This is a genomic window from Acinetobacter portensis, assembly GCF_023158935.1.
In the GTDB taxonomy this organism is placed as follows: domain Bacteria; phylum Pseudomonadota; class Gammaproteobacteria; order Pseudomonadales; family Moraxellaceae; genus Acinetobacter; species Acinetobacter faecalis.
In genome coordinates this window covers 148,250-172,951 of sequence record NZ_CP096120.1, presented here as the reverse complement: position 1 = coordinate 172,951, position 24,702 = coordinate 148,250, and the positions used below count along the sequence as shown (strand labels likewise).

General features: G+C 37.0%; 16 protein-coding genes. 7 read left to right on the top strand and 9 right to left on the bottom strand.

All coding sequences use genetic code 11. The features are described from left to right. Positions 1–116 precede the first annotated feature (116 nt). Positions 117–2,948 (top strand): excinuclease ABC subunit UvrA, encoded by a 2,832-nt coding sequence (gene uvrA / locus MZO21_RS00795; RefSeq protein ID WP_248104060.1) that lies wholly within the window; start codon positions 117–119, stop codon positions 2,946–2,948. Positions 2,949–3,150: 202 nt separating this feature from the next. On the opposite strand, the gene MZO21_RS00790 is transcribed toward uvrA, so the two are convergent. Then, complete coding sequence (locus MZO21_RS00790) at positions 3,151–4,176, bottom strand: IS30-like element ISAba125 family transposase (protein ID WP_080591907.1); 1,026 nt, start codon at positions 4,174–4,176, stop codon at positions 3,151–3,153. Between the two features lie 20 nt (positions 4,177–4,196). On the opposite strand from MZO21_RS00790, the gene MZO21_RS00785 reads away from it, so the two are divergent. Continuing rightward, the gene (locus MZO21_RS00785; protein ID WP_248129644.1) at positions 4,197–4,673 is read left to right on the top strand and encodes a hypothetical protein; all 477 of its coding nucleotides are present in this window, start codon (positions 4,197–4,199) and stop codon (positions 4,671–4,673) included. A 202-nt stretch (positions 4,674–4,875) separates the two neighbouring features. Here MZO21_RS00785 and blaOXA read toward each other — a convergent pair whose 3' ends face one another. Both blaOXA and MZO21_RS00775 read right to left on the bottom strand, forming a co-directional pair. Continuing rightward, on the bottom strand, positions 4,876–5,715 hold the full coding sequence (blaOXA, locus tag MZO21_RS00780; RefSeq protein WP_248102347.1) for an OXA-1258 family class D beta-lactamase: 840 nt from the start codon (positions 5,713–5,715) through the stop codon (positions 4,876–4,878). Positions 5,716–5,820: 105 nt separating this feature from the next. Further along, positions 5,821–7,527, bottom strand: coding sequence for a GGDEF domain-containing protein (locus MZO21_RS00775; protein WP_154772607.1), 1,707 nt, complete (start codon positions 7,525–7,527; stop codon positions 5,821–5,823). Between the two features lie 987 nt (positions 7,528–8,514). Here MZO21_RS00775 and omp33-36 point away from each other — a divergent pair. After that, complete coding sequence (gene omp33-36 / locus MZO21_RS00770) at positions 8,515–9,420, top strand: porin Omp33-36 (protein WP_321100033.1); 906 nt, start codon at positions 8,515–8,517, stop codon at positions 9,418–9,420. 49 nt (positions 9,421–9,469) lie between these two features. On the opposite strand, the gene MZO21_RS00765 is transcribed toward omp33-36, so the two are convergent. The 3 genes from MZO21_RS00765 to MZO21_RS00755 form a co-directional block, all read right to left on the bottom strand. Further along, on the bottom strand, positions 9,470–11,443 hold the full coding sequence (locus tag MZO21_RS00765; protein ID WP_248102353.1) for a BCCT family transporter: 1,974 nt from the start codon (positions 11,441–11,443) through the stop codon (positions 9,470–9,472). Between the two features lie 250 nt (positions 11,444–11,693). Next, positions 11,694–13,403, bottom strand: coding sequence for a cation acetate symporter (locus tag MZO21_RS00760; RefSeq protein WP_248102356.1), 1,710 nt, complete (start codon positions 13,401–13,403; stop codon positions 11,694–11,696). 1 nt (position 13,404) lies between these two features. Next, entirely contained in the window at positions 13,405–13,737 is a 333-nt protein-coding gene (locus MZO21_RS00755) for a DUF485 domain-containing protein (protein ID WP_154772611.1), read from the bottom strand. Positions 13,738–13,922: 185 nt separating this feature from the next. Between MZO21_RS00755 and MZO21_RS00750 the strand changes: the two genes are divergently transcribed. Further along, entirely contained in the window at positions 13,923–17,414 is a 3,492-nt protein-coding gene (locus MZO21_RS00750) for a hybrid sensor histidine kinase/response regulator (RefSeq protein ID WP_248102359.1), read from the top strand. Positions 17,415–17,463: 49 nt separating this feature from the next. Here the strand turns inward: MZO21_RS00750 and MZO21_RS00745 are convergent, their stop codons facing one another. Continuing rightward, positions 17,464–18,114 carry a response regulator gene (locus tag MZO21_RS00745; RefSeq protein WP_154772613.1) on the bottom strand — a complete coding sequence of 217 codons (651 nt, stop codon included), beginning with the start codon at positions 18,112–18,114 and terminating at the stop codon, positions 17,464–17,466. A gap of 376 nt (positions 18,115–18,490) precedes the next feature. Here MZO21_RS00745 and msuE point away from each other — a divergent pair, with 376 nt between their 5' ends. From msuE to MZO21_RS00730, 3 genes are all read left to right on the top strand, one after another. Continuing rightward, on the top strand, positions 18,491–19,222 hold the full coding sequence (gene msuE, locus MZO21_RS00740; protein ID WP_154772614.1) for an FMN reductase: 732 nt from the start codon (positions 18,491–18,493) through the stop codon (positions 19,220–19,222). A 25-nt stretch (positions 19,223–19,247) separates the two neighbouring features. Then, positions 19,248–20,357, top strand: a complete 1,110-nt coding sequence (sfnG, locus tag MZO21_RS00735) for a dimethylsulfone monooxygenase SfnG (RefSeq protein WP_248102362.1) — start codon at positions 19,248–19,250, stop codon at positions 20,355–20,357. A 175-nt stretch (positions 20,358–20,532) separates the two neighbouring features. Next, complete coding sequence (locus tag MZO21_RS00730; RefSeq protein ID WP_248102365.1) at positions 20,533–21,147, top strand: riboflavin synthase subunit alpha; 615 nt, start codon at positions 20,533–20,535, stop codon at positions 21,145–21,147. 63 nt (positions 21,148–21,210) lie between these two features. On the opposite strand, the gene MZO21_RS00725 is transcribed toward MZO21_RS00730, so the two are convergent. Together MZO21_RS00725 and acs are read right to left on the bottom strand one after the other, a co-directional pair. Beyond that, a complete protein-coding gene (locus MZO21_RS00725) occupies positions 21,211–22,389 on the bottom strand; it encodes an acyl-CoA dehydrogenase family protein (RefSeq protein ID WP_248102415.1) in 1,179 nt (392 codons plus the stop codon). A gap of 138 nt (positions 22,390–22,527) precedes the next feature. Next, positions 22,528–24,474 (bottom strand): acetate--CoA ligase, encoded by a 1,947-nt coding sequence (acs, locus tag MZO21_RS00720; RefSeq protein WP_154772618.1) that lies wholly within the window; start codon positions 24,472–24,474, stop codon positions 22,528–22,530. Positions 24,475–24,702: the final 228 nt, after the last annotated feature.

Here is a 24,702-nt window from a genome sequence, read left to right as displayed (position 1 = left end):
AACGCGTTCCTATAACCGTCATAATTTGACGTTTAAATTACTTTATTTTGTACTTGAACAATTTTCATGCGCTATCATATACACCTTTCAACGCACCTAAAAATTGAGAAATATTTATGAGCCAAAGTCATATCCGTATTCGAGGCGCACGCACACACAATTTAAAAAATGTGTCTCTCGATATTCCACGCGACAAGTTTGTGGTAATCACGGGACTATCAGGCTCAGGAAAATCATCTTTAGCATTTGACACTTTATATGCCGAAGGTCAACGCCGTTATGTTGAATCGCTTTCAGCGTACGCACGTCAGTTTTTATCGCAAATGGAAAAACCTGAAGTCGATTCTATTGAAGGTTTAAGCCCTGCCATTGCCATTGAACAAAAATCGACAAGTCATAACCCACGCTCAACCGTGGGAACAATTACCGAAATTTATGACTATTTACGTCTTTTATATGCACGTGTGGGTACGCCTTATTGTCCTGAACATGACTTACCAATGGTCGCTCAAACTATTTCAGAAATGGTCGATGCGGTAAAAGCACTTGAGGAAGGTACAGCACTCATGTTGCTTGCACCTGTAGTTCGAGATCGTAAAGGTGAATACACCAATTTATTTGAACAATTACAAAGCCAAGGTTTTGTCCGTGCCCGTGTCGATGGCGAAGTCATGGACATTGACCCAATTCCAGAACTCGATAAAAAGAAAAAACATACCATTGAAGTTGTTGTAGACCGTTTTAAAGTCCGTGACGATTTAGGCAACCGAATTGCAGAAAGTTTTGAAACAGCACTTCGTTTAGGTGGTGATATTGCCATTTTATCTTGGATGAAAGGCGAACAAGCAGATCGTACTTTCTCTGCAAAACATTCATGCCCAGAGTGCGACCGAGCAGTTGGTGAATTAGAACCACGTTTGTTCTCGTTCAACAATCCATTTGGTGCCTGCCCGACTTGTGACGGCTTAGGTACACGCAGTCATTTTAGTTTAGACAAACTCATTCCAAATCCAGAAGTTTCGATTAGCCAAGGGGCAATTCGTGGTTGGGACAGACAACGTCCTTATTACTACACCATGATTCAAAAAGTTGCCGATCATTTTGGTTTTTCTGTAGATACCCCTTGGAATGAACTTGATGCCGACACCAAAAAGAAATTTTTATACGGTACAGGCAAAGAAAAAGTCGATTTAAGTTATATCGATGAACGTGGTCGTTCACATAAACGTGTGCAAGCTTTTGAAGGGATTTTGCCACATTTAGAGCGTCGTTACCGTGAAACTGAAAGCAATTACGTTCGTGAAGATTTAGCACAATATTTATCTAACGCTGCTTGTGATGTTTGTGATGGTTCGCGTTTAAATGAAATCTCGCGCAATGTAAAAATCTTAGATAAAACCATCGCCCAAATTACTAAAATGTCTATTGGCGATGCTGAAAACTATTATCAAGATTTAAACCTAGCAGGTGCAAAAGGCGAAATTGCCGATAAGATTTTTAAAGAAATTCGTGAACGTTTACATTTCTTAGTGTCTGTTGGTTTGAACTATTTAAGCCTTTCTCGTTCTGCCGAAACCCTTTCAGGTGGTGAAGCACAGCGTATTCGTTTGGCTTCGCAAATTGGTGCAGGCTTAATGGGCGTCATGTACGTGCTCGATGAACCTTCTATTGGTTTGCATCAACGTGATAACGACCGTTTGCTAGAAACCCTTGTACGTTTACGTGATTTAGGCAACACCGTTTTAGTGGTGGAACACGATGAAGATGCCATTCGCGCAGCCGATCATATTATTGATATTGGTCCTGGTGCAGGTATTCATGGTGGTCACGTGATTGCTGAAGGTACATATGATGAAATTCTTGCCAACCCGAAATCGCTTACAGGGCAATATTTATCGGGCAAGTTAAAAATTGAAGTACCTAAAGTTCGTGTGCAACCGCCAAAACCTGAAGAGCAAATTAAGCTCATGGGTGCGGCAGGTCATAACCTTAAAAATGTAGATTTAACTATTCCTTTAGGCATTATGACGTGCGTAACAGGTGTTTCGGGTTCAGGGAAATCTACATTAATTAACCGTACACTTTTACCGCTTGCTGCAACGCAATTGAATGGTGCAACAACGCTCACTGCGGAAAAATTCGATTCAATTGATGGTCTACAATTCCTCGATAAAGTTGTAGATATTGACCAAAGTCCGATTGGTCGTACACCGCGTTCAAACCCTGCAACTTATACAGGTTTATTCACCCCAATTCGTGAATTATTTGCGCAAACACCTGAAGCAAAAGCACGTGGTTATGCCGCAGGACGTTTCTCTTTCAACGTGAAAGGTGGTCGCTGTGAAGCCTGTGAAGGCGACGGCATGATTAAAGTGGCAATGCACTTCTTACCCGATATGTATGTGCCTTGCGATGCGTGTCATGGCAAGCGTTATAACCGTGAAACTTTAGAAGTGGGTTATAAAGGCAAAAACATTTCCGATGTTTTGGAGATGACCGTTGAAGATGCAATGCATTTCTTTGATGCGATTCCTGTGATTCACCGTCGTTTGGAAACATTGAACCAAGTTGGTTTGGGCTATATCCGTTTAGGTCAATCTGCAACTACCCTTTCAGGTGGTGAAGCGCAACGTGTGAAATTGGCACGTGAGCTTACGAAACGTGATACGGGCAAAACCTTATATGTGCTAGATGAGCCAACAACAGGTTTGCATTTCCACGATATTGCGAAATTACTCGATATTCTTCACGAGCTACGAAACAAGGGAAATACCATTGTGGTGATTGAGCATAATTTGGATGTGATTAAAACTGCCGATTGGATTGTGGATTTAGGTCCTGAAGGTGGTGCAGGTGGCGGTATGATTATTGCCGAGGGTACACCTGAAGAGGTTGTGAAAAATAAGCTTTCGCATACAGCTCGATTCTTAAAGGCGATGTTGAAGTAATCTCCCCTAGCCTCTTTTTAAAAAAGAGGAGCATTCCCTCCTTTTTCAAAGGAGGGTAGGGAGGATTCAAAATAATAAATTATTATGCTAAAACGGTGATTCATTCACCGTTTTTTATTCTTATGACTTTATTAGAAATATTAGATACAGCTATTAAAATTGGTTTAGGTGCGCTCATTACAGGGATCATTACTTGGCGAATTCAAACATGAGGTGCGACAGTTTCAAAAGCCTTATGATAATCAACAAGCTGAGCAAATTTCTCTAATGGTGTAAGCCAATCTAACGCTTTTCTAGGGCGAGTATTCAGTGACATGGCAACTTGATTTAAATAATGCTGATCTGCCTGGTTTAAATCAATCCCTTTAGGTAAATATTGCCTAATTAAACCATTCATATTTTCGCATGTGCCTTTCTGCCATGGCGAATGTGGGTCACAGAAATATACATCTATGCCTAAATCTTCTTCGAGGATTTTATGTTCTGACATCTCACGTCCACGGTCATAGGTCAATGTTTTACGCAGTTCTGCGGGTAAATATTTCAGAGCTTCAGTTAAAGCCTTGCGCACTGATTCTGCCTTTGCATCAGGTAATGTTGCCAAGATACAGAGCCGTGTATTTCGTTCAATAAGTGTTGCTATCGAACTTTTATTGTCTTTACCTTTAATTAAATCGGCTTCCCAATGACCCGGTATTTTTCTTTCTTGAACTTCGGTTGGGCGCTCATGAATAGTTTTAATATCCTGTAATATAGAATCTTTTTTAGGTTCACCGTTAGCTTTTCGCTTTTTATTTTCATGACGCAGACAGGATAGTAAGTCTTTTTTCAGCTCACCCTTTGGTAATGCTCGTATCGTTGAATAAATCGTTGTATGGCTTACATTCATTGTTTGATCCAAATCAGGAAATCTCTTTAAACGCTTTGCTATTTGCTGAGGAGACCATAAACAACGGATCGCTTCAACAATAAATTTCCAGAGGATTGAATCGATTTTGAGTTTTCTATGACCACGTCTACGTCTAGCGAAGGTGTTATCAGAAGCATATTGAGCTTGATAAACATCATTGATGCTATTTCTTTTAAGTTCACGATAGATCGTACTAGGATGTCTTTTAATAAGTTCAGCAAATTTTCTGGGTGAAAAGCCTTCTTTTCTTGACTCAAGCATTAATGCAGTACGATCTTCAAAGTTAAGATGATGGTATGACAATTTTATATACTCCATAAACCCTTTAAATTAATTAGGTGGTTTATGTCGCACTTCAAGTTTTACTCTGCCCTTATTTCAATCAAAAGGCAAATTTGAAGGCACAACAAAATAAGGAAAACAAAGAGTTTAATCGTAATCTTTTAACAAAAATTTCTTCTGATATAGAGGAAATAAATCATTTAATTTTAAAAATCTGGGCTATATTTGATTTTGAAATTAAAAAGCCTGTATTAGATAAAGAAGTAATTAGCGACAGACTCTCTCCTCTGCGAGAAAACCTTTTTGATGGCTTTAATCTATTAAGTAAAAATGAAGGGCTTTTACTTTTATATGACTATAAAGATCAACAAGAAATATTGAGAAGATACGGTGAACTTGTAGGTGCTTTTAATTCCTATACATGTTTTCGTAAAGAATCTGTTTCAATTGAGAAAACTGCTGAATATAAAGCAAGTATATTAGAGACTAGAAAACAACTTTATCAAAGTTTAAATAAAGCCATTCCTAAATAATTTTTAATTGAAATCCAATCACATGAAAGCGACATGGATGTCGCCCGTTTGACTGGGGCAACACGGAAGTGCCCTCAGTCAAACAACGGGATTTTGTTACTTTTATCCCATCAAAAGTAAGGTAATATCTAAACAATGAGAAATGAATTTATTAATAATTTAATAAATATTCAAAAGTAGATAACACATAAATGCCTAATTCTTACAAATAATGAAAAACACCCAACTTATCTAACGCATCTAAAGTAAGTTTCTTCCTTAAATTTACATCATCACCATCTTTTATTTGCATATTCAAAGCAAAACTTACAACCTGACCATTTGCCTTTTCAACAAAACCCACATACCACCCCACTTGGGGATCAACATCCATTCCCCAACCACTTTTCGCATATAAACGACTCTCCCCTCTGCTCTCTACATACAACATTTCTTTCACTTTTTGCTGAACTTCAGGTTTAAACGCCAACTGCCCTTTACCAAGTTGATATAAAAATTTCACTTGTTCATTTGGGGTAATAGTTAATGGACCTTTCAACCAAAACTGATCGACCTGTGCACACACTTGCATATTGCCATAACCAATTCGCTCCAACTCCTTTTGCATTAAAGGCAAACCCGTTCGACGCGCCAAAGTTTGATAAACTGGCACAGCAGATGCTTGCATTGCCTCTGCCAAAGTCATGTCACGTTCCCAAGACTTAATAAATTTAGGCTTTCCATCCCATTTAAATACTTCTTGAGTATTAGCTTTTTCATGTTGCAAACCAATAAGCGCATTTACGATTTTAAACGTTGATGCAGGAATATAAGCAGTATCGGCACGGTTTAAATTTGTTCCATATTCATTTAATGATTTTCCATCAAACGTCACAAAAACAGCATCTGCATGAACTTCTTTAAACAAAGTCTTAATATTTAATGTCGGATTTACAGCATTGAAATGAGATGTGACAGGTTGATGGTTATTAATTTGAGATGGCGCACATGCCATAAGCCCTATGCTGAAAAGCATCACAGCACAATATTGAAATAATTTCATATTAAAAAAATAAGATAAATAAAACTAGATTGAATCAGGTGCAGAAAAAATACCATTGAGTTTTCGTGTATTTATAAATAAACGGAGATTAAGAGCTGTTTCGGCTTATCCCAAAACAGCATTTTTACCCTGAGTTTTCACTTTTAATAATGATTTATCTGCACGTTCTAATAAAGCCATCCACGAAACTGCTCCAACAGCAACACCTGCACTCACAGAAATACCAACGAACTCATTTAGCTCTTTAATATAACAATCAGATCGACCAATAGATTGACGGATATTTTCTGCCAAAATTAATGCATCTTTAAAATTAGTATTATCAATAATAATTAAGAATTCATCACCACCATAACGTACAACAAGCTCAGACGATGTTAAATGTTCTTTTAAAGTATCAGCGACAAACTTAATCACTTGATCACCAATAATGTGCCCGAAGCGATCGTTCACAATTTTAAAGTCATCAATATCTATAATAATTAAACCTGTTTGCGTTAAACGTTCAGGTCTTAACTCGAGTAAACGAATATATTCATTTAATGCCAAACGATTCGAAACGCCTGTCAAAACATCGGTATTGGCAATATTTCGTAATTGAAACTCTAAAATATCTCGTTGTTGCAACATTGTTTGTAATTTTTGAATCGCTTCAAATAATGAAATTTCACGTTTATCTTCCATAATTTTATGAGAAATAGACTGATGCGATTCCGAAAGCTCTAGAATTTTTTGTCTTGCTTCAATCAGTGGCGTAAATACTTTTTTCCGTGCATAAATTAAAGTAAATAATGCTGAAAATAATGAAATTGCTGAAACAGTTAAGGTAAAAATAAACTTTCTAAATTCTTTTTTATAACTTCGCTCGACTGAAGATAAGCTGCGCTTTAATATATAGCTTTGTAAATCAACAACAGTTGCGAATTTTTCAACCATAGCCTTTGTTAATTCAGTTCCTGTAAGTGAATAAGGTTTATTCTGTCGACTTTCTTGAACTAATCCTGCAACAACAGGTATACCCTTATTAATGAACTCAGCTTGAACTTTTTTATGTAAATCTAAATATTCTTCAGTGCGCTGTTCCGCAGGTTGCAGAGTATTAATTAAATCCCATAAATAATGTACTTGATATTGGTTTTGTAGCGAGCGAGAAATATTATTTTCAGCTATAGGTTGCTGATAGGAAACTGCTGCCATAATTGTAGATGCTACACGTCCAGCTTGATCTCTTAAATCTGCAAGTAAAAGCACTAAAGTATAATTATCTGAAATACTCGATGTACGACCAACAGAATGATAAACCACATCTTTTAATACGACATGGGTAGCATCCCAAGCAACAAACATCTTTTTAATTGCCTGATCTAACTGCTCTGCACTTCGTATTGAAACAGGTGTTGCAACATATTCATCTACCGCTTTTCGCCCAGTTTCAAGTCTTTTAATTAAATTGATATATAGCGCTTCAGATTGGTCAGGAAAACCATGACTATTTAAGACGTAAACTGTCTTCTGTATTTGACGATCAACTTTTTTTCTATATTCTGTAAGTTCTTTTAAATTGGCTTCTAATTCTTCTGGTGTACTCGACATCACCTTATTTGAAGGTGCTCGCTCTCTCGACACATTATTGGCAAGCTCAGCAACATTTTGCAAAACTAAAATTTCAGACAATGCTAGTTCAGATTTTTTATAACTAAAATAACTATTTACTGTTAATGGCACAGAAATAATGAGTAATGAAGCAATAATGACACTCATCGACCAAAATAGTTTATGTCTAATATGCTCCGAACGCAGTTTTTGATTCATTAGAGCTTACCCTTAGTGCGTATGCGTAAGGGTCAAATAACGAACCCTAAAATAAAGCCTATATAATATACACTTGTTCTAAATAAACATATATTATTTAACCTTAAAATTTCGATGTACTGAATTGCTTAATCCGATTATATTTTCAACATTTTGTATAAAATTAATTCATTTTTCGCTATTTAAATAAACAATTTTTATTCACTTGCATAATATTTACCAAACAATATTGATAAAAAATGCACTGAATATTTACACTTGCATCAATTGAGTGCATAATGCACCCCATTAGGGCAAGTTAATAAATTCCTCAGCAGATTTATAAGTTTTCCCGCAATTTTTGGCGATAAAAAAACCAGTTTTCTTAGGAAACTGGTTTTTTTATGCTCTTTTTTACGGAAATAATGTTTCCAAGTCACTTTTAAGCACCATTTTGGTGCAATTAATTAACTCATTAAAAAAAAGCCCAACCTTGGGGAAAGCTGGGCGGATAAAAACTATATTCGTGGAGAATTAAGTTAATTTTTCACACTTAATTGAAATCCAATTCAAATTACAAACCAATAAAGCCAACTGGTTTGGTTGGTTTTCAATGATTATTATTCACCATATTATGTGATATGTAAAGTAGATTTATAGTCTAATTTTTCATACTTATTAAATAAAATTTCAATATTATTCAAAAATATATTAAAATAGTATGTGTATTGATTAACCTATATTTAGATAAAAGATAACCAATCGATCTATTATTCCAATAAGCATATTCATCAATAAAAAACTTTTTCTGAACAAAAATTACTCTTAGATTGTTGTAATACAAATTTTTTTTAGAGGTTGACAAAGAAATATTTAATTGCTTATTTTTCAAACAAATTTAAATATCTAAATTTAATGATAACGTTCTGTTACTTAAGCTCATTGACTTCATAATTTGTTACAATACAATGGCAACCGCTTTTACTTTTTTTAATAAAACTGGTAACTATCATGAAAAAACTCGGTTTAGCCACTGCATTATTATTAGCAATGACCGGCGCTCAAGCATACCAATTCGAAGTTCAAGGTCAATCAGAATTCATCGACAATACTGCTAACCACAATGACTTCACTGGTGCTGTTCAAGGTACTTACTACTTCAACAATGTTGATACTACTAAAGGTCCTTTAGCTGAAGCAGCATTCTTGAATCAAGCATCAAATGTTTCTTTGGCTTATAACTATGGCGAAAACAAAGAAGCGGGTGACCGTACTGTAAACCATACTTACGGTGCTAAAGCTGAAGCTTACATTCCAACTAAACTTGTTCCTGCATATGCAAGCGCGTCTTACAGCCACACAATTACTGATAGTAAAACTGGTGGTAAAGATGACAATGGTGACCGCTATGCATTAGAAGTTGGTGCTGTACTTGCTCCTAATTTCTTAGTTGCTGTAGGTTATACAAGCGTTGCAGATCAAACTTCATTTGATGCGTTCAACATCCTTTCAAATGGTGTTGCAAAAGCTGCTATCGAATCTCGTACTATTGCTGAAGACCAAGATGCTATCACTGCACGTACTAAATACGTTGGTGCTATCGACGGTACAAATATGTCTATTGGCTTTGATGCTGGTTTAGTTTATGGCGAAGATTCTGCTTATAACTTAGGCACTACACTTTACCTTAATAACAAGTTAAGCGTTGGTGTTTCTTATATGGAATCTAGCTACGACTTATCTCCAAGCAATGCTTGGGGTGCAAACGTAAACTACTTCATCACTCCTGCTGTATCTGTTGGTGCTACATACGTAAATGCTGACTACAAAGCAAAAGATGATAAACAAGATGCTGATGATAAAGTGGTTCTTGACACTCAAACTGTTGGCTTAAATGCTAAATTCCGTTTCTAATTTAAATTAGACTCTGAGTATAAAAAAAGGACGCATAAGCGTCCTTTTTTTATGGCTGTTCGGTTCGAACCAAACTTAAAAAATGTAAGTGACGTTCGTATTGATCAATAATGTCTTGAATTAAATCTTCAACCGTCCAATCCATCACATCATAATTTTGACCACCTTCTCTTAAGAAAACTTCAGCTTGATAGTTTTGACAGTCTTCAGCTTGCGGTTCTGCCATAAAGCTTGGTGTAGATGTTTCACGTGAAATAACTTGATAAACAAAATTGATTTCATCGTGGTGATTCACACGCAATTGCAAACCATCGTCTACATCTTTAATGCTGATATCTAATTTACGGCGTTTAAGTTCTTTTTGAACGCTTAAGAAGGCTTTTTTCACAACATCTTGAATATAAGCCTCCACCTCTTGCTGAGTATGCGGATAATGCATAATCAAGCCTAAACGTTGTTGCCAACTTCTTGGGTTTTGAATGGCACGAGGTGTAATACGAGCAGTTTGTAAGGCTTGCATTTTAATTGCATCTAAACGTAATGCTTTGACTAAGCCCCAACATATAAACAGCATAATAAAAGTAAATGGCAATGCACTTAACATAGTCGCAGATTGCAAAGCGCTTAAACCACCATTTAATAGCAAGACAATCGCTAAAAATGCCATGAGCACAGTCCAAAATAGACGTTGCCATGTTGGTGAATTTTCAGATTTCGCGGTCAAGTAATCTGTAACCAATGCGCCAGAATCGGCTGAAGTCACAAAAAATAGCATCACCAATAACGTCGCAATTAAACTCATTACACCAGAAAAAGGTAATGTATTTAAAAACTCAAATAGCGCTACAGATGAATCATTTTGAACTGCTGTAACAAGCGTAGTATTCGCTTCATTTAAAATGCTGTTTAAAGCCGCATTTCCCATAAAGCCCATCCAAATTAAAGTGAAGCCTGTTGGAATAAACAGTACGCCCACAATAAATTCACGAATAGTTCGACCTTTCGATACACGTGCAATGAACATTCCTACAAATGGCGACCATGAAATCCACCATGCCCAATACATAATTGTCCAACCACCAATCCATCCATTTGGTTGGTAGGCATACAAATTAAAGGTCATGTTAAATAGATTGGAAACGTACTGTCCTGCGTTTTGAATTGTTGTTTGTAATAAATAAATGGTCGAACTTGCGAAGAAAACAAAAAGTAAAAGCACTAAAGCTAAAACTAAATTTAATTCTGAAAGGCGCTTAATGCCTTTATCTAATCCTAAAAATACAGATAAAGATGCCATCGCACTCACAACAATAATTAAGATGAGTTGTGTGGTAGATGACTGCTCTATTCCAAATAAATAATTAAGGCCCGAGTTAATTTGGGTTACACCAAAACCTAAGGTTGTCGCCACACCAAAGACTGTTCCTATTGTGGCAAAGGTATCTACCCCATCTCCTATCGGTCCATAAATTTTCTTACCAATTAATGGATATAGAGCAGAACGAATTTTTAAAGGTAAATTATGTCTGTAAGCAAAGTAAGCAAGCGATAAACCAACAATGGTATAAATTGCCCAAGCATGTAAGCCCCAATGAAAGAAGGTCACTTGCATGGCTTGTTGTGCAGCTTGAATCGTTTCTGCATCTCCTGTTGGTGGAGATACATAGTGCATAACAGGTTCTGCAACGCCAAAGAACATTAAGCCAATACCCATACCTGCGGTAAATAACATAGCAAACCATGAACTGTTACTATAAGTAGGTTGGCTATGATCTAAACCAAGCTTAATTTTACCCATATCTGAAATGGCAATATAAATGAGTAATATCAAAAATATTGCGACAGATAAAACATAAAACCAGCTAAAGGAATCTGTGACCCACTGATTCAGATGCTTTGTGACCAAATCAAATGAATTTGGAGCGAGCAAAACGACAATTAAAAATAATCCAATAATTGCCACTGTGCTAACAAAAACATTGGGATTGATATTTTCATACCATGCTAATTTTTCGGAAGGCATATTCCCCTCATCTTAATTATTTATAAAAACAGACAGACCTTAAGGGTCAAAAAGACATTCACGACAAGTGAATAAAGCGCATGCTTAATATTTAAAGCAGAATAAAATGATAAATTACTGTTAAAAATAAATCTGTTAGACAACTGTTCATTTATTGTTAACACAACTTTTTTTAATTATTGGATGATCAACACAAATTTTTAGACAATAAAAAACCCCTTTCGGGGCTTTTTATTTAGGCAATCTTATCTTAGTGATCAGATGCGCCTGAGATACCAACACCAGTTTGTGAACGTACATACTGTGCATCAAACGCTTTGCGTTCTGCTTGTGCTTGTGCTGAATTATCAGTCACAGAGAACAACCAGCAGCAGAAGAATGATAATGGCATAGCGAACAATGCAGGACCATTGTATGGGTTAATAGGGGTATCAGAAATACCCAATGTATCTACCCAAACTGCTTTAGATAATACAATTAATACTACTGCTAATACTAAGCCTACAACACCACCAATTACGGCACCGCGTGTAGTTAAACCTTTCCAGAACATTGATAGTACTAGAACTGGGAAGTTCGCACATGCAGCTACAGAGAATGCTAAACCTACCATGAATGCAACGTTTTGTTTTTCGAACAAAATACCTAGAATCATTGCGAAAATTGCTAGACCTAAAGTCGCAATTTTTGACATACGAAGTTCAGATTCAGGAGTTGTTTGACCTTTTTTGAATACGTTTGCATACAAGTCATGTGAAATTGCAGAAGCACCAGACAACGTCAAACCAGCTACAACCGCAAGAATTGTTGCGAATGCTACTGCTGAAATGAAGCCCATGAACAAATCACCGCCTAATGCATCAGACAAGTGAACCGCAGCCATGTTGTTACCACCAACAAGTTCTAACTTGCCTGTAACCGCCATTTTAGCAACATCAAGGAATTGTGGGTTGTTCGATACATAAAGAATCGCACCAAAACCAATGATGAATGTTAATAGATAGAAGTAACCAATAAAGCCAGTTGCAACAACTACAGATTTACGAGCTTCTTTAGCATCTTTTACTGTAAAGAAACGCATAAGAATGTGTGGAAGACCCGCTGTACCAAACATCAATGCAAGACCTAACGAAATTGCATCAACTGGATTTGCAGCAAGCTTACCAGGACCCATAATTGCGCCAGCTTGATCCAAAGTCACATCATGAACTTTTGAGAATACTTGAATAGCTTGAGTGAACATTTCAGTGAAGCTGAAGCCAACACCTTTCATTACCATAAATGCCATGAAAGTTGCGCCTGAAAGCAACATCACCGCTTTGATGATTTGCACCCAAGTTGTTGCCAACATACCACCAAACATTACGTATGCCATCATGAGTAAACCCACAATTACAACAGCAATATTATAGTTCAAGCCGAAAAGTAACTTAATAAGCTGACCAGCACCTACCATCTGAGCGATTAAGTAGAATGCCACTACAACTAATGAGCTTACTGCAGCTAAAGTACGTACTGGCTTTTCTGCTAAACGGAAAGACACAACGTCAGATAAGTTGAATTTACCTAAGTTACGTAAACGTTCTGCAATTAAGAACAATACAATTGGCCAACCCACCATGAAACCTAGTGAGTAGAGTAAGCCGTCAAAGCCTGACATAAATACCATGGCAGAAATACCAAGGAATGACGCAGCTGACATATAGTCACCAGCAATTGCCAAACCATTTTGGAAACCAGAGATACCACCGCCTGCTGTGTAGAAGTCATTGGTATTAGTTGTTTGCTTTGCAGCCCACTTAGTAATAAATAATGTTGCACCAACAAAAATCATGAACATGATAATTGCTGGCCAGTTTGTTGCTTGCTGTTCCGCTGCACCTAAATCTGGACCTGCAAAAGCCATTCCAGACATGAATGCCGTTGATGCGACAAGTGCTTTAAGTGAATTCCATTTCATCTTAATTTTGTCCTTTTTCATGAGCAATTGCTTCAACTTCACGCATTGCATCTTCATTTAATTGATCTAATTTATTGTTCGCGATATATGAATAAACACCACATAATAAAAATGACAATACAATGATGCTTAAACCTAGAGGAATACCCCAAGTTGTAACACCACCAGAAAGTGAACTATGAAGAAATTCTTTGTTATAGCCTACTAACAACATGAAGCCTACATATACAAACAACATAATGGCAGTTAAAGTCCAACTTAATGTACTTTTTTTACTGACCATTTCTTTAAATTTTGGATTTTGTAGAATACGTTCTACTTGTTTATCATCCATTAAACCAACTCCTATAATTGCCCAACCATGGACACAACATTTTTAATTCGAATTTTCACTATGCAACTTAACAATGTTTAATACTGCTTGTAATTTAGACTTTGGTCGTTAAAAAATGATCAATTTAAACTGATAAGTACACGAATAGAGTATGATGAGCCTATAGATTTTCTGCTGTGAGCAATATGAATAGCTGGCTAATTATTGGGGTGCTCGCCCTTTATATCGCATTACTTTTTTTGTGTGCATTTTTTGGAGAAAAACACGCAAGTCGTTTAAGTACTCGCGGTCGAATGTTTCTATTCAGTCTAACTTTAGGCGTTTATTGTTCATCTTGGACATTTTACGGCGCTACTGGTGCAGCCGTAAGAGAAGGCATTCTCTTCCTTCCTATTTACTTAGGTCCCTTACTTTTTGTTGCTTTAGGTTATGACATTTGGCGACGTTTAGGCAGAGTTAGACAACACCACGCTATTTCATCTATTGCCGATTTTATTGCAGCTCGTTACGGAAAAACTGGTGCACTTGCATCACTTGTAACCATACTTGCCGTTATTGCTGTTATTCCCTATTTAGCACTACAACTTCGTGCTATTGCACTTAGTGCAGCAGTCATTTTAGAGCCTACAGCAGGTGTAACAAGCGCAACAAATAGCGTGTTATTCCTTACTAGTGTTCTTGCTATTTTGGCTATGATTTTTGGCACACGACAAATTGCCAACACAGAACAACATGGCGGTTTAATGTTGGCGGTAGCATTCGAATCTTTTGTTAAGCTTTTTGCTTTACTTGCTGTTGCATGCTTCTTTATATTTGATTCACCTGAAAATATTCATCAAATTTCACGAGATGTTTCACGTACTTTTGGTGAAATAAAAATGTATGGTGTGCCCGATACTTTCTGGGTTCAAACCTTACTTGCAGCACTTGCAATTATTTGTTTACCACGCCAATTCCACGTTGCTGTAGTTGAACTTCGAGATGAAAATCATATTCGAGGTGCAAGACGTTGGTTTGCTGTTTATTTAATTTTAACCACTATTGCAATTGTTCCTATTGCAAGTTGGGCAATGCATGCTGCTCCGCATTATCTTGCTATTCCAGATATTGCAGTTTTGTCTTTACCGTTAAGCTATGAGCAAGATTGGCTCACATTACTCGCATTTTTAGGTGGGTTTTCAGCATCTACAGGAATGTTGCTAGTTTCTTCCGTAGCCTTATCTATCATGCTCAGTAATGACTTAATTATGCCTGCATTATGGCGTTTTAAAATCTTCTCTCGTCATGATAAACGTCTACCTTTAGTACTTAAATTTACACGTCGCGTATGCATTTTAGTTGTAATGTTACTTGGCTTTTTATTCTTCCATTTCTTTAATGATATCGACCAACTTTCAGTATTTGGCTTATTGGCATTTAGTGCTGTAGCACAATTTGCACCTGCTTTAATTGGTGGTCTTTATTGGCGTGGAGGCAGTAAACAAGGTGTTTATGCAGGTTTAATTACAGGCTTTATTATTTGGGCATATACATTATTACTCCCTACTATTTTAAGAAGCTTACCTGACAGCTTCCTGGATTTTTCACATTATTTTTTAAATTATGGACCTGCAGGAATTACTTGGTTACGTCCAGAAGCATTGTTAGGTTTCCAATCTTTAGCCCCTCTTACACATGGTGTACTTTGGTCCTTAGGATTAAATTTAATTTTATATATTTGGATCTCTCGAATTTTCCGCCCAAGTGTTGCAGAACAAATTCAGGCAGAAAGCTTCTTTTATTATGAAACCAAACCACTACCATCTCAAAATACAAATAACGAAACTAATTTCTCTCATCAAGATGTTGCTCGTTTAAAAGTTCGTGACTTAATTACCCTTGCAAAACGCATTACCGGTGATGAACCAACAATCAAGGCATTTGAACAATTTTGTACACTAAATAATCTAGAACTAAATGAAAATAGCAGTGCTAATGGTATGTGGTGGCGCTTCACAGAACAATATTTAGCAGGAACAATTGGCGCAGCTTCTGCTCGAACATTGCTAACTACAGCAATGGTAAATAATGGTTTAGCTTTGGGACAAGTTGCAAATATTCTTGACCAAGCATCTCAATGGCAACGTTTTAATCAAAATTTAATTATGACAATGATCGATCACATGACTCAAGGTGTGAGCGTGGTCGATGCCAATATGTGTTTGGTTGCATGGAATAATCAATATTTAAAACTATTCGATTATCCAAGAGATATTGTTTATGTAGGTTGCCCTATTTCAGACCTGATTCGTTATAACGCAGAGCGTGGTGAATGCGGTCCTGGTTCAGTTGAAGAGCATGTACGTAAACGTATGCATTGGATGCGTGTTGGTAGCGCACACGAATTTGAACGTATTCGTAAAGATGGTCGCGTAATTCAAATGCGTGGCAATCCAATTGAAGGTGGTGGTTTCGTTACAACCTTCGCAGATATTACCGCATTCCGTGAAAATGAGGCTGTGCTTGAAGGTCGTGTACAAGATCGCACCCAACAATTAGCAAATGCTCTTTCCGAGCAACAACTTGCACGAGAACAAGCAGACCAAGCCAATATGTCGAAAAGCCGATTTATTGCAGCGGCAAGTCACGACTTATTACAACCTATGCATGCAGCACGTTTATTTAGTACAGCTTTAGAGCAAAGCGTGCAATGTGATGATGATCGGAAAACACTACAACAGCTTGATCGTGCTTTACATGGTGCAGAAAGTATGTTGTCTGCATTATTAGATATAGCACGTTTAGAAGGTGGAACCATTCAACCGAAACGTCAATCGTATCCATTGCATGATTTATTAAGTGATTTAGAGCTTCAATTTAAATCAATTGCTGCACAACGTAATATTAAATTCAGCGTACATGACGCTCAATTCTGGATAGATACAGATCCGCAATGGATTCGTCGTATTATTCAAAACTTTGTAAGTAATGCACTACGCTACACAGCAAAAGGACGTGTTGTTGTTGGAATTTTGCGTTCTGCCGAAAGACCAAATCATATTCGAATTGGTGTTTGGGATACAGGACCCGGCATTGCAGAAGAACAACGTATTAAACTTTTCCAAGAGTTCGAGCGTTGTGGTCATACATCGCCATGGGGTGAACAAGGTTTAGGCTTAGGTCTTGCTATTGTGCATCGTATGACAAGTCTGCTGAATTATCCTATCCATGTTTATTCAACTTATGGAAAAGGCTCTTGCTTCATGATTGAAGTGCCTATTGTTGAGCCACCAAAAGTGATTGCCACACCAACTCAGGCAATCCCTTTACAGTCAAAAGCCTATAAAATTTTATGTTTAGATAATGATGAAGCAATTTTGGAAGGTATGACAACACTACTCACCAAATGGGGTTATCAGGTCTTTAAAGCGACCGAACCTGAACAAGCAGCTGAAATTATTCAACGTGAAAATATTCAGGTTTGGTTGGTCGATCAGCATTTGAATAACGATAAAGTCGGTTTAGATTTTATTTTGGAACATCGTCCAGAAAATACACCGGTTGCGCTTATTACCGCAGATTCTGATCCTGAACTTCCTCAAAAGTTAAAAGAACTTAATATTATTTTGCTCAGAAAACCGTTAAAGCCTGCTTCTTTACGCTCATGGTTATCTGGCTTAAAAATTAGCAAATCTTAAAATTGAAACAAAAAAAAGACCTCTTAATGAGGTCTTTTTTATTTTGCATTTAGATATTTTTTTCTTCGATATTTAACGCATTAATTGCCAATACCGCTTGTGTACGATTTTGCACCCCTAACTTACGGAAAATAGCAGTGACATGCGCTTTAATCGTTGCTTCTGATACATCAAGTTCATAAGCAATTTGCTTATTCAATAAACCTTCAGCAACCATCATTAATACACGAAATTGTTGTGGTGTTAATGATTGAATACGTTCTGCTAATGCAGTTTCATCTGCCGCACGTGGGTCGAAGTTCAAGTTTGCAGGTAAGTTTGGTGGTAACCAGATTTCACCTTCCAATACTTGACGAATCGCTTCACCAATATTACTTGGATGCGCAGACTTAGGAATATAACCCATTGCACCATGTGCAATTGCACGTTGGATAATAGACACTTCTTCGTGTGCAGAAACGACAATAATAGGAATAGATGGATACTGTGCGCGTACGTGAACCAATGCAGAAAAACCTGAAGCGCCAGGTAAATTCAAATCAAGTAAAACTAGATCTGGCTCTGGACCTTTTTCCAAACGCTCGTAAAACTCATTCACAGCAGCTGTTTCATGAATTTGAGCTTGAGGTAGACTATAACGAACAGCTTGAATTAAAGCATGACGAAATAATGGATGATCATCAACGATTAAAATATTCATAAATCACGAGAGAGATCTAGTGCACGGTGAGACTATTCTAACCACACATCGATGTTTATAGATATGCAAAATAGCTATATTTTGCATTTAATTATCTCTTTTTTGATTAAATTTTAGTTTTTCTTATCATTTTTAAGTTTTTTACTTACTAAATCAGTTTTTCGTATAAATTTTATCTCACCTTTAAAATAGCTTATCTAAATTAAATATAACATTGTTATTCATATACTTATTTTAATCTTTAGCATTTAAACACCGCACTAATTCGCCATATCTAAAAATAAGATAACTTATCTTTATTTCAGTATTTTACAGAAATAAGCACATATTGATTAATAAAGACATTACGAAATAAATCACATTTTAGGTTTTTCTCATGTCAAATTTTAATCAACAAAAACCACTTAATATTGTTGCTGTTTCAGGTGGTTTAAATAATCCATCTAAAACTGAAGCTTTGGTTCAGGCTATTTTGAGCGAATTAGGTGAGGCAACGCCAATTAATGTCCATTTCATTAAATTCAGTGAAATTGGTCCTTTGCTAGGTGGTGCAATTTACCGCAACCAACTTCCACAACGTGTGCAGGATGACCTTGCAGCAGTTGAAGCTGCCGATGCACTCATTGTAGGTACACCTGTTTACCGTGCATCATTCACAGGTTTATTTAAGCATTTCTTTGACTTTGTTGAGCAAACAGCTCTTGTTGATGTTCCTGTTTTACTTGCAGCATCAGGTGGTAGTGATCGTCATGCGCTTGTTCTTGAACATCAATTACGCCCTTTATTTAGCTTTTTCCAAGCACAAACTTTACCGATTGGCGTGTATGCAACAGACCGTGATTTCACGCCTGAATACACCATTCATAGCGAATTTCTCATTGACCGTATTACCCTAGCTGTGGCTCGAGCATTACCAATTCTTGAATGGGCACCTGCAAAAGGTCAACGTGCTGAAGTTGTGAAAGAAAAAACCCAACTTGCAAATCAAAGCTTAGGTATTAATAAACAAATTGAGCAAGAAGAAGTTCTTCCATCTGCGGCAGTTCCTAGCTTAGATGCAGCAGAATCTCGTTTACATGCGAAAACGCCTAAATCTCAGGTGGCATAACAATAAATACTGTGGAGAATTTGCCATGACACAAGTAAAAAATGATGCAATTAAATTTGCCTACTGGGTACCGAATGTAAGTGGCGGTTTAGTTGTTAGCAATATTAAGCAACGCACCGATTGGAGCTATGACTACAACGTAAAATTAGCTCAAACTGCGGAAAATAGCGGATTTGAATATGCACTTACGCAAATTCGCTTCACTGCAGGCTATAACGCTGAAAATCAACATGAATCAGTGAGTTTTAGTCATGGAATTTTGGCAAAGACCGAAAAGCTCAAAGTGATTGCGGCAATTTTGCCAGGTCCTTGGAAGCCTGCTTTAGCAGCAAAACAATTAGCGACGATTGATCATTTAACCAATGGACGTATTGCCATTAATGTTGTGAGCGGTTGGTTCCGTGGTGAATTCGATGCGATTGGCGAAGAATGGCCTGAGCATGATCAGCGTTATGCACGTTCTGAAGAGTTTATTCGTGCTTTAAAAGGTGTTTGGACACAAGATAACTTTAGTTTTGATGGTAAGTTTTATCAATTTAAAGATTACACATTATCTCCAAAACCTATTCAAAAACCGCATATTGAAATTTTCCAAGGTGGCAGTTCCCGTGCAGCTCGCGATATGGCATCTCGTGTATCTGACTGGTACTTCACCAACGGAAATACACCTGAAGAACTAAAAAAACAAATTGATGATATTCGAGAAAAAGCCAAAGCAAATAATCATGACGTTAAAGTAGGTGTAAATGCTTTCATCATTGCTCGTGATACAGAAGAAGAAGCGAAAGCAGTTCTTCAAGAAATCATTGATGGTGCAAATGTAGAAGCGGTAAAAGCCTTTGGTGATGCAACGAAGGAAGCCGGTGCAGCAACTGCTGAAGGTGAAGGTAACTGGGCAAAATCGACCTTTGAAGATTTGGTTCAATATAACGATGGCTTCCGCACAAATTTAATTGGTACGCCTCAGCAAATTGCTGAACGCATTGTCGAATTAAAATCTGTAGGTGTCGATTTAATTCTTTCAGGCTTCTTACATTTTATTGAAGAAGTTGAATATTTTGGTGAAAAAGTTTTGTCTTTGGTTCGTGAACTTGAAGCAGCTCAACAAAATCAAATTACGGCAAAATCTGCGTAATTTTCAAATAATAATTAAATAGAATTCTAATGTTTCAAATTCCCCTCAAGACTCGGCTTGGGGGATTTTTTTATGTTTTACAATCAGACAAAATATAGCCGAAATATAAAATTTACTGGTCGCTCTTTGCTTTCATCTCTACAATCACCTTCAAAATTTAAATAAGATTTCGCATATGTACACAGGCATTGTTCAAGGTTTAGAAAAGGTTCTTGAAGTTCGTCAAGGCGATGGATTCAGCACGATTATTGTTTCAAATACAAATAACTTTTTCCAAGATGTTTTTATAGGTGCAAGTGTTGCAATCAATGGTGTTTGCCTCACAGCAACGTACATCGATTCAGACCAAAATACGGTTCATTTTGATATCTCAAATTTAACCAATCAACTTACCACTTTAAAACTTCTTGAAGCAGGTTCAGAAATCAATATTGAACGCTCTGCTAAAGTGGGTGCAGAAAATGGCGGACATAGCTTATATGGTCACATTGAAGGCACGGCAAAAGTTGTTAATTTAGTTCGTACAGGTGAAACCCTACATTTAGATATCGAAATTCCTGAAGGGAATATCAAATATTTCTTCTTAAAAGGTTTTATAGGATTAAATGGATGTAGCTTAACCGTGAATCGTGTTGACCGAAATACGCAACAAATCTCTGTCGATTTAATTCCTGAAACTTTACGTTTAACCACTTGGAAAGATGTAAAACTTGGTGATGATGTGAATTATGAAATTGATCAAATGACACGAACAATGGTCGATACTTTAGAAAATATTCATCAAAAATAAAGCAAAAAAGAGCCTTAAATTTTCAATGAAGTATTTAAGGCTCTTTCTCATTAAAAGAAAAATCTAAGAATAAAAACTTGGATCAGGAACTTTTCCTGTAAGCACCCATTCTCCAATTTCTTGATATTTATAATCTACAGGATCATGCAAAGTTTGAGTTCGCACATTACGCCAAAAACGATCTAAATTTAACTTTGCTGTCGTTGCCCGCGCGCCCATCACTTGGAAAATATTTTGCGTGATATATAACGAAGTATTTGTAGATGCAATTTTTGCAGTTGCGATTGCAATAGACACTTCGCCACGCTGTTCTGCTGTTAAGTTTTCACCCATATTCCAAGCTTGTTGTAATATTTCTACAGCTTTATTTGCAAGCAAACGTACACCTTCTAGCTGAACATAAAACTCTGCAAAGTGCTTTTGAGTAAAAGGATCATTCACCGCATTTTCAGCTAAAGATTTAGACCATGCTTTTTGGCTTTGAACCGTTGCTTTTGCTGTTTCAAATGCACCTTCAGCCACGCCTAAAAACATATGCACAAAAATAAGTTGAGCAATAAGCGGACGTAAACTCGAATATGGCGTACTTAAAGGCCCGGGATTTAATAACAATTCACTTTCTTGAATTTTCACTTGTTCAAAATGACTTGTGCCACTATCGGTTTGGCGTTGCCCCATATTATTCCAATCACCTAAAAAGCTTACGCCTTCACGTACTGTTGGAATCACGCCAATCAATAATTTACCTGCTTCGTTATAAGCCGAACAAAGCAAAATATCTGAATCGATTGAACCTGAGCAAAAGCTTTTATCACCATGGAAAATATAATCTGTTTCCGAAACTTTCGTTGCAATTGTTCGCTGATCTAATGGGTTCAATGTATTGCCCCAAAATAAGTTTTCTTTTGCCGTTTGTGTGAACCATTTTTCATATTGTTCAGGCTGTGAAAAAAGCTGAACCGTAGCAATAAGTAAATGATGAAAACCATATACATGCGCTAGTGAACTATCAACTTGAGCAATCGTTTGAATGGTTTTAAAAATGGTTTTCCAACTCCCACCCTGCCCACCAAACTCATTTGGAATAGACAAACCTAAAAGTCCACTTTCACGAATTAAATCACGTTCAACTTTTGGGTTCCCTCCTGTTTTATCTCTTTCCGCTGCTGTTTCTGCAAATTTTTCTGCAAGTTGCTGTGCAATTTTTATCGCATCAAATTGAGTAGGAGATGAAGCATTCATAATATTATCGACATTTTTCATAACTTTTTTTAGCTTATCAGAGGTTGAACTTTTGCTTTATCTCAATGCATGAAGACTTTATCTTTAAAATAAAAATACCGCTAAAACAACTAACGGTATTTCTATATTAACAATAACTTAAGGATGTTGAGATTTCACTTCAATAATCAGCTGATCTACCACTTGAGGATCTGCCAAAGTTGAAGTATCACCTAAACTATCAAGCTCATTTGCTGCAATTTTTCTTAAAATTCGACGCATGATTTTCCCCGAACGAGTTTTGGGTAATGCAGGTGCCCAATAAATAGCGTCTGGCGTCGCAACAGGTCCTAAAACTTTACGAACCCAAGCAACAAGTTCTTGTCTTAATTCTTCTGTTTCAGGTGTATCTGCTTGTAAAGTGACATAAGCGGCAACACCTTGCCCTTTAATATCATGTGGCATACCTACAACCGCAGCTTCTGCAACATGTTCATGTGCAACCAAAGCACTTTCAATTTCTGCTGTTCCTAATCTATGCCCAGACACATTTAATACATCATCAACACGACCGGTAATCCAGTAATATCCGTCTTTATCTCTACGTGCACCATCTCCAGTAAAATAGGCTCCCGAATAAGTTGAAAAATACGTTTCAATAAATCGAGGATGATCTCCCCAAATCGTTCGCATTTGTCCCGGCCAAGAATCTGTAATAATAAGATTTCCTTCCGCTTCTCCCAAAAGCTCTACACCATCTGAATCTACAATGGCGGGTTTCACACCAAAAAATGGTCGTGTTGCTGAACCTGGTTTTAAAGCCGTTGCACCAGGTAATGGCGTAATCATGAAACCACCTGTTTCCGTTTGCCACCATGTATCTACAATTGGGCAACGCTCCTCGCCTACAACCGTGTAATACCAATTCCAAGCTTCAGGATTAATTGGCTCACCTACAGAACCTAGTAATCGTAAGCTACTACGGTCACTTTCACGTACAAATGAATCGCCTTCTCGCATCATTGCGCGAATTGCTGTTGGCGCTGTATATAGAACTGTAACATTGTGCTTATCTACAATATGACCTGTTCGTGCCCATGTTGGATATTGTGGAATCCCTTCAAACATAAGCGTGGTTGTACCATTTGAAAGAGGACCATACAAAACGTATGAATGTCCTGTAATCCAACCTACATCTGCTGTACACCAAAATACATCGTCTTGTTTTAAATCGAAAACTTCACGAAATGTAAAATTTGCATAGGTTAAATAGCCACCTGTAGTGTGCATTACCCCTTTTGGCTTACCTGTAGAACCCGAAGTATATAAAATGAATAATGGATCTTCCGCATTCATTGGTTCTGGCGGGCAAATGTCATTAACCGTCATAATTTCTGAGTGATACCACAAATCACGACCATCTTTCATATCAATTGGGTTGCCCGTACGATGCACCACAATGACATTTTGAACACATTCTGTTCCGGGAATGTTTAAAGCGATATCTACATTTTCTTTCAGTGGAATTGGCTTACCACCACGCATACCTGAGTCAGCCGTAATAACTACTTTGGCTTGGCAATCTTCAATTCGGCTTGCCAATGAATCTGGTGAAAAACCTCCAAATACTACACAATGCACTGCACCAATACGTGCACATGCAAGCATAGAAATAGCAACTTCAGAAACCATTGGCATATACAAAACCACACGATCGCCTTTTTTCACGCCATTCTTTTTTAAGACATTGGCAAATCGGCAAGTTTCATCATGCAGTTCTGAAAATGAAATAATTTTATGCCTAGAAGGATGATCTCCTTCCCAAATAATGGCAGGTTTATATGGATGTTCCTTTAAATGACGGTCTAAACAATTGGCACTTATATTGAGTTGACCATCTGCAAACCATTCGACTTTAAAATTATTTTCTTCAAAACTTGTATCTTTTACTTTTGTAAAAGGCTTAATCCATTCTAATTTATTCGCTTGTTCAGCCCAAAATTCTTCAGGATGATCTATAGATTTTTGATAACGTTCAAAATAGTCTGCTTCATTTGTCCGCGCAGTTTTTTTAAATCCTTCTGGTACAGGGTATATTTCTTTCATATTGTACTTCCTTGATCTTTTTACATTTCATCTCGAAATGTTATGCCCGTTATTCATTTATTATTTCTGCATACAATCAGTATTAAGGCTATTTTTAACACACGACAATTCTGCTTTGGTCGTATAATATTTGTACAACTAAATGTGTGACATTACAATTTAAATTATATGAATTGTGTATTTTTATATCTGAAATATTCAGTTCACTTTATAATTCGAACGTATATT

Excerpts from the sequence above, each read along its gene's own strand:
- uvrA (WP_248104060.1), top strand. The coding sequence starts at position 117 with ATGAGCCAAAGTCATATCCGTATTCGAGGCGCACGCACACACAATTTA.
- MZO21_RS00790 (WP_080591907.1), bottom strand. The coding sequence starts at position 4,176 with ATGGAGTATATAAAATTGTCATACCATCATCTTAACTTTGAAGATCGT.
- blaOXA (WP_248102347.1), bottom strand. The coding sequence starts at position 5,715 with ATGAAATTATTTCAATATTGTGCTGTGATGCTTTTCAGCATAGGGCTT.
- MZO21_RS00775 (WP_154772607.1), bottom strand. The coding sequence starts at position 7,527 with ATGAATCAAAAACTGCGTTCGGAGCATATTAGACATAAACTATTTTGG.
- MZO21_RS00765 (WP_248102353.1), bottom strand. The coding sequence starts at position 11,443 with ATGCCTTCCGAAAAATTAGCATGGTATGAAAATATCAATCCCAATGTT.
- MZO21_RS00760 (WP_248102356.1), bottom strand. The coding sequence starts at position 13,403 with ATGAAATGGAATTCACTTAAAGCACTTGTCGCATCAACGGCATTCATG.
- MZO21_RS00755 (WP_154772611.1), bottom strand. The coding sequence starts at position 13,737 with ATGGATGATAAACAAGTAGAACGTATTCTACAAAATCCAAAATTTAAA.
- MZO21_RS00750 (WP_248102359.1), top strand. The coding sequence starts at position 13,923 with ATGAATAGCTGGCTAATTATTGGGGTGCTCGCCCTTTATATCGCATTA.
- MZO21_RS00745 (WP_154772613.1), bottom strand. The coding sequence starts at position 18,114 with ATGAATATTTTAATCGTTGATGATCATCCATTATTTCGTCATGCTTTA.
- msuE (WP_154772614.1), top strand. The coding sequence starts at position 18,491 with ATGTCAAATTTTAATCAACAAAAACCACTTAATATTGTTGCTGTTTCA.
- sfnG (WP_248102362.1), top strand. The coding sequence starts at position 19,248 with ATGACACAAGTAAAAAATGATGCAATTAAATTTGCCTACTGGGTACCG.
- MZO21_RS00730 (WP_248102365.1), top strand. The coding sequence starts at position 20,533 with ATGTACACAGGCATTGTTCAAGGTTTAGAAAAGGTTCTTGAAGTTCGT.
- MZO21_RS00725 (WP_248102415.1), bottom strand. The coding sequence starts at position 22,389 with ATGAATGCTTCATCTCCTACTCAATTTGATGCGATAAAAATTGCACAG.
- acs (WP_154772618.1), bottom strand. The coding sequence starts at position 24,474 with ATGAAAGAAATATACCCTGTACCAGAAGGATTTAAAAAAACTGCGCGG.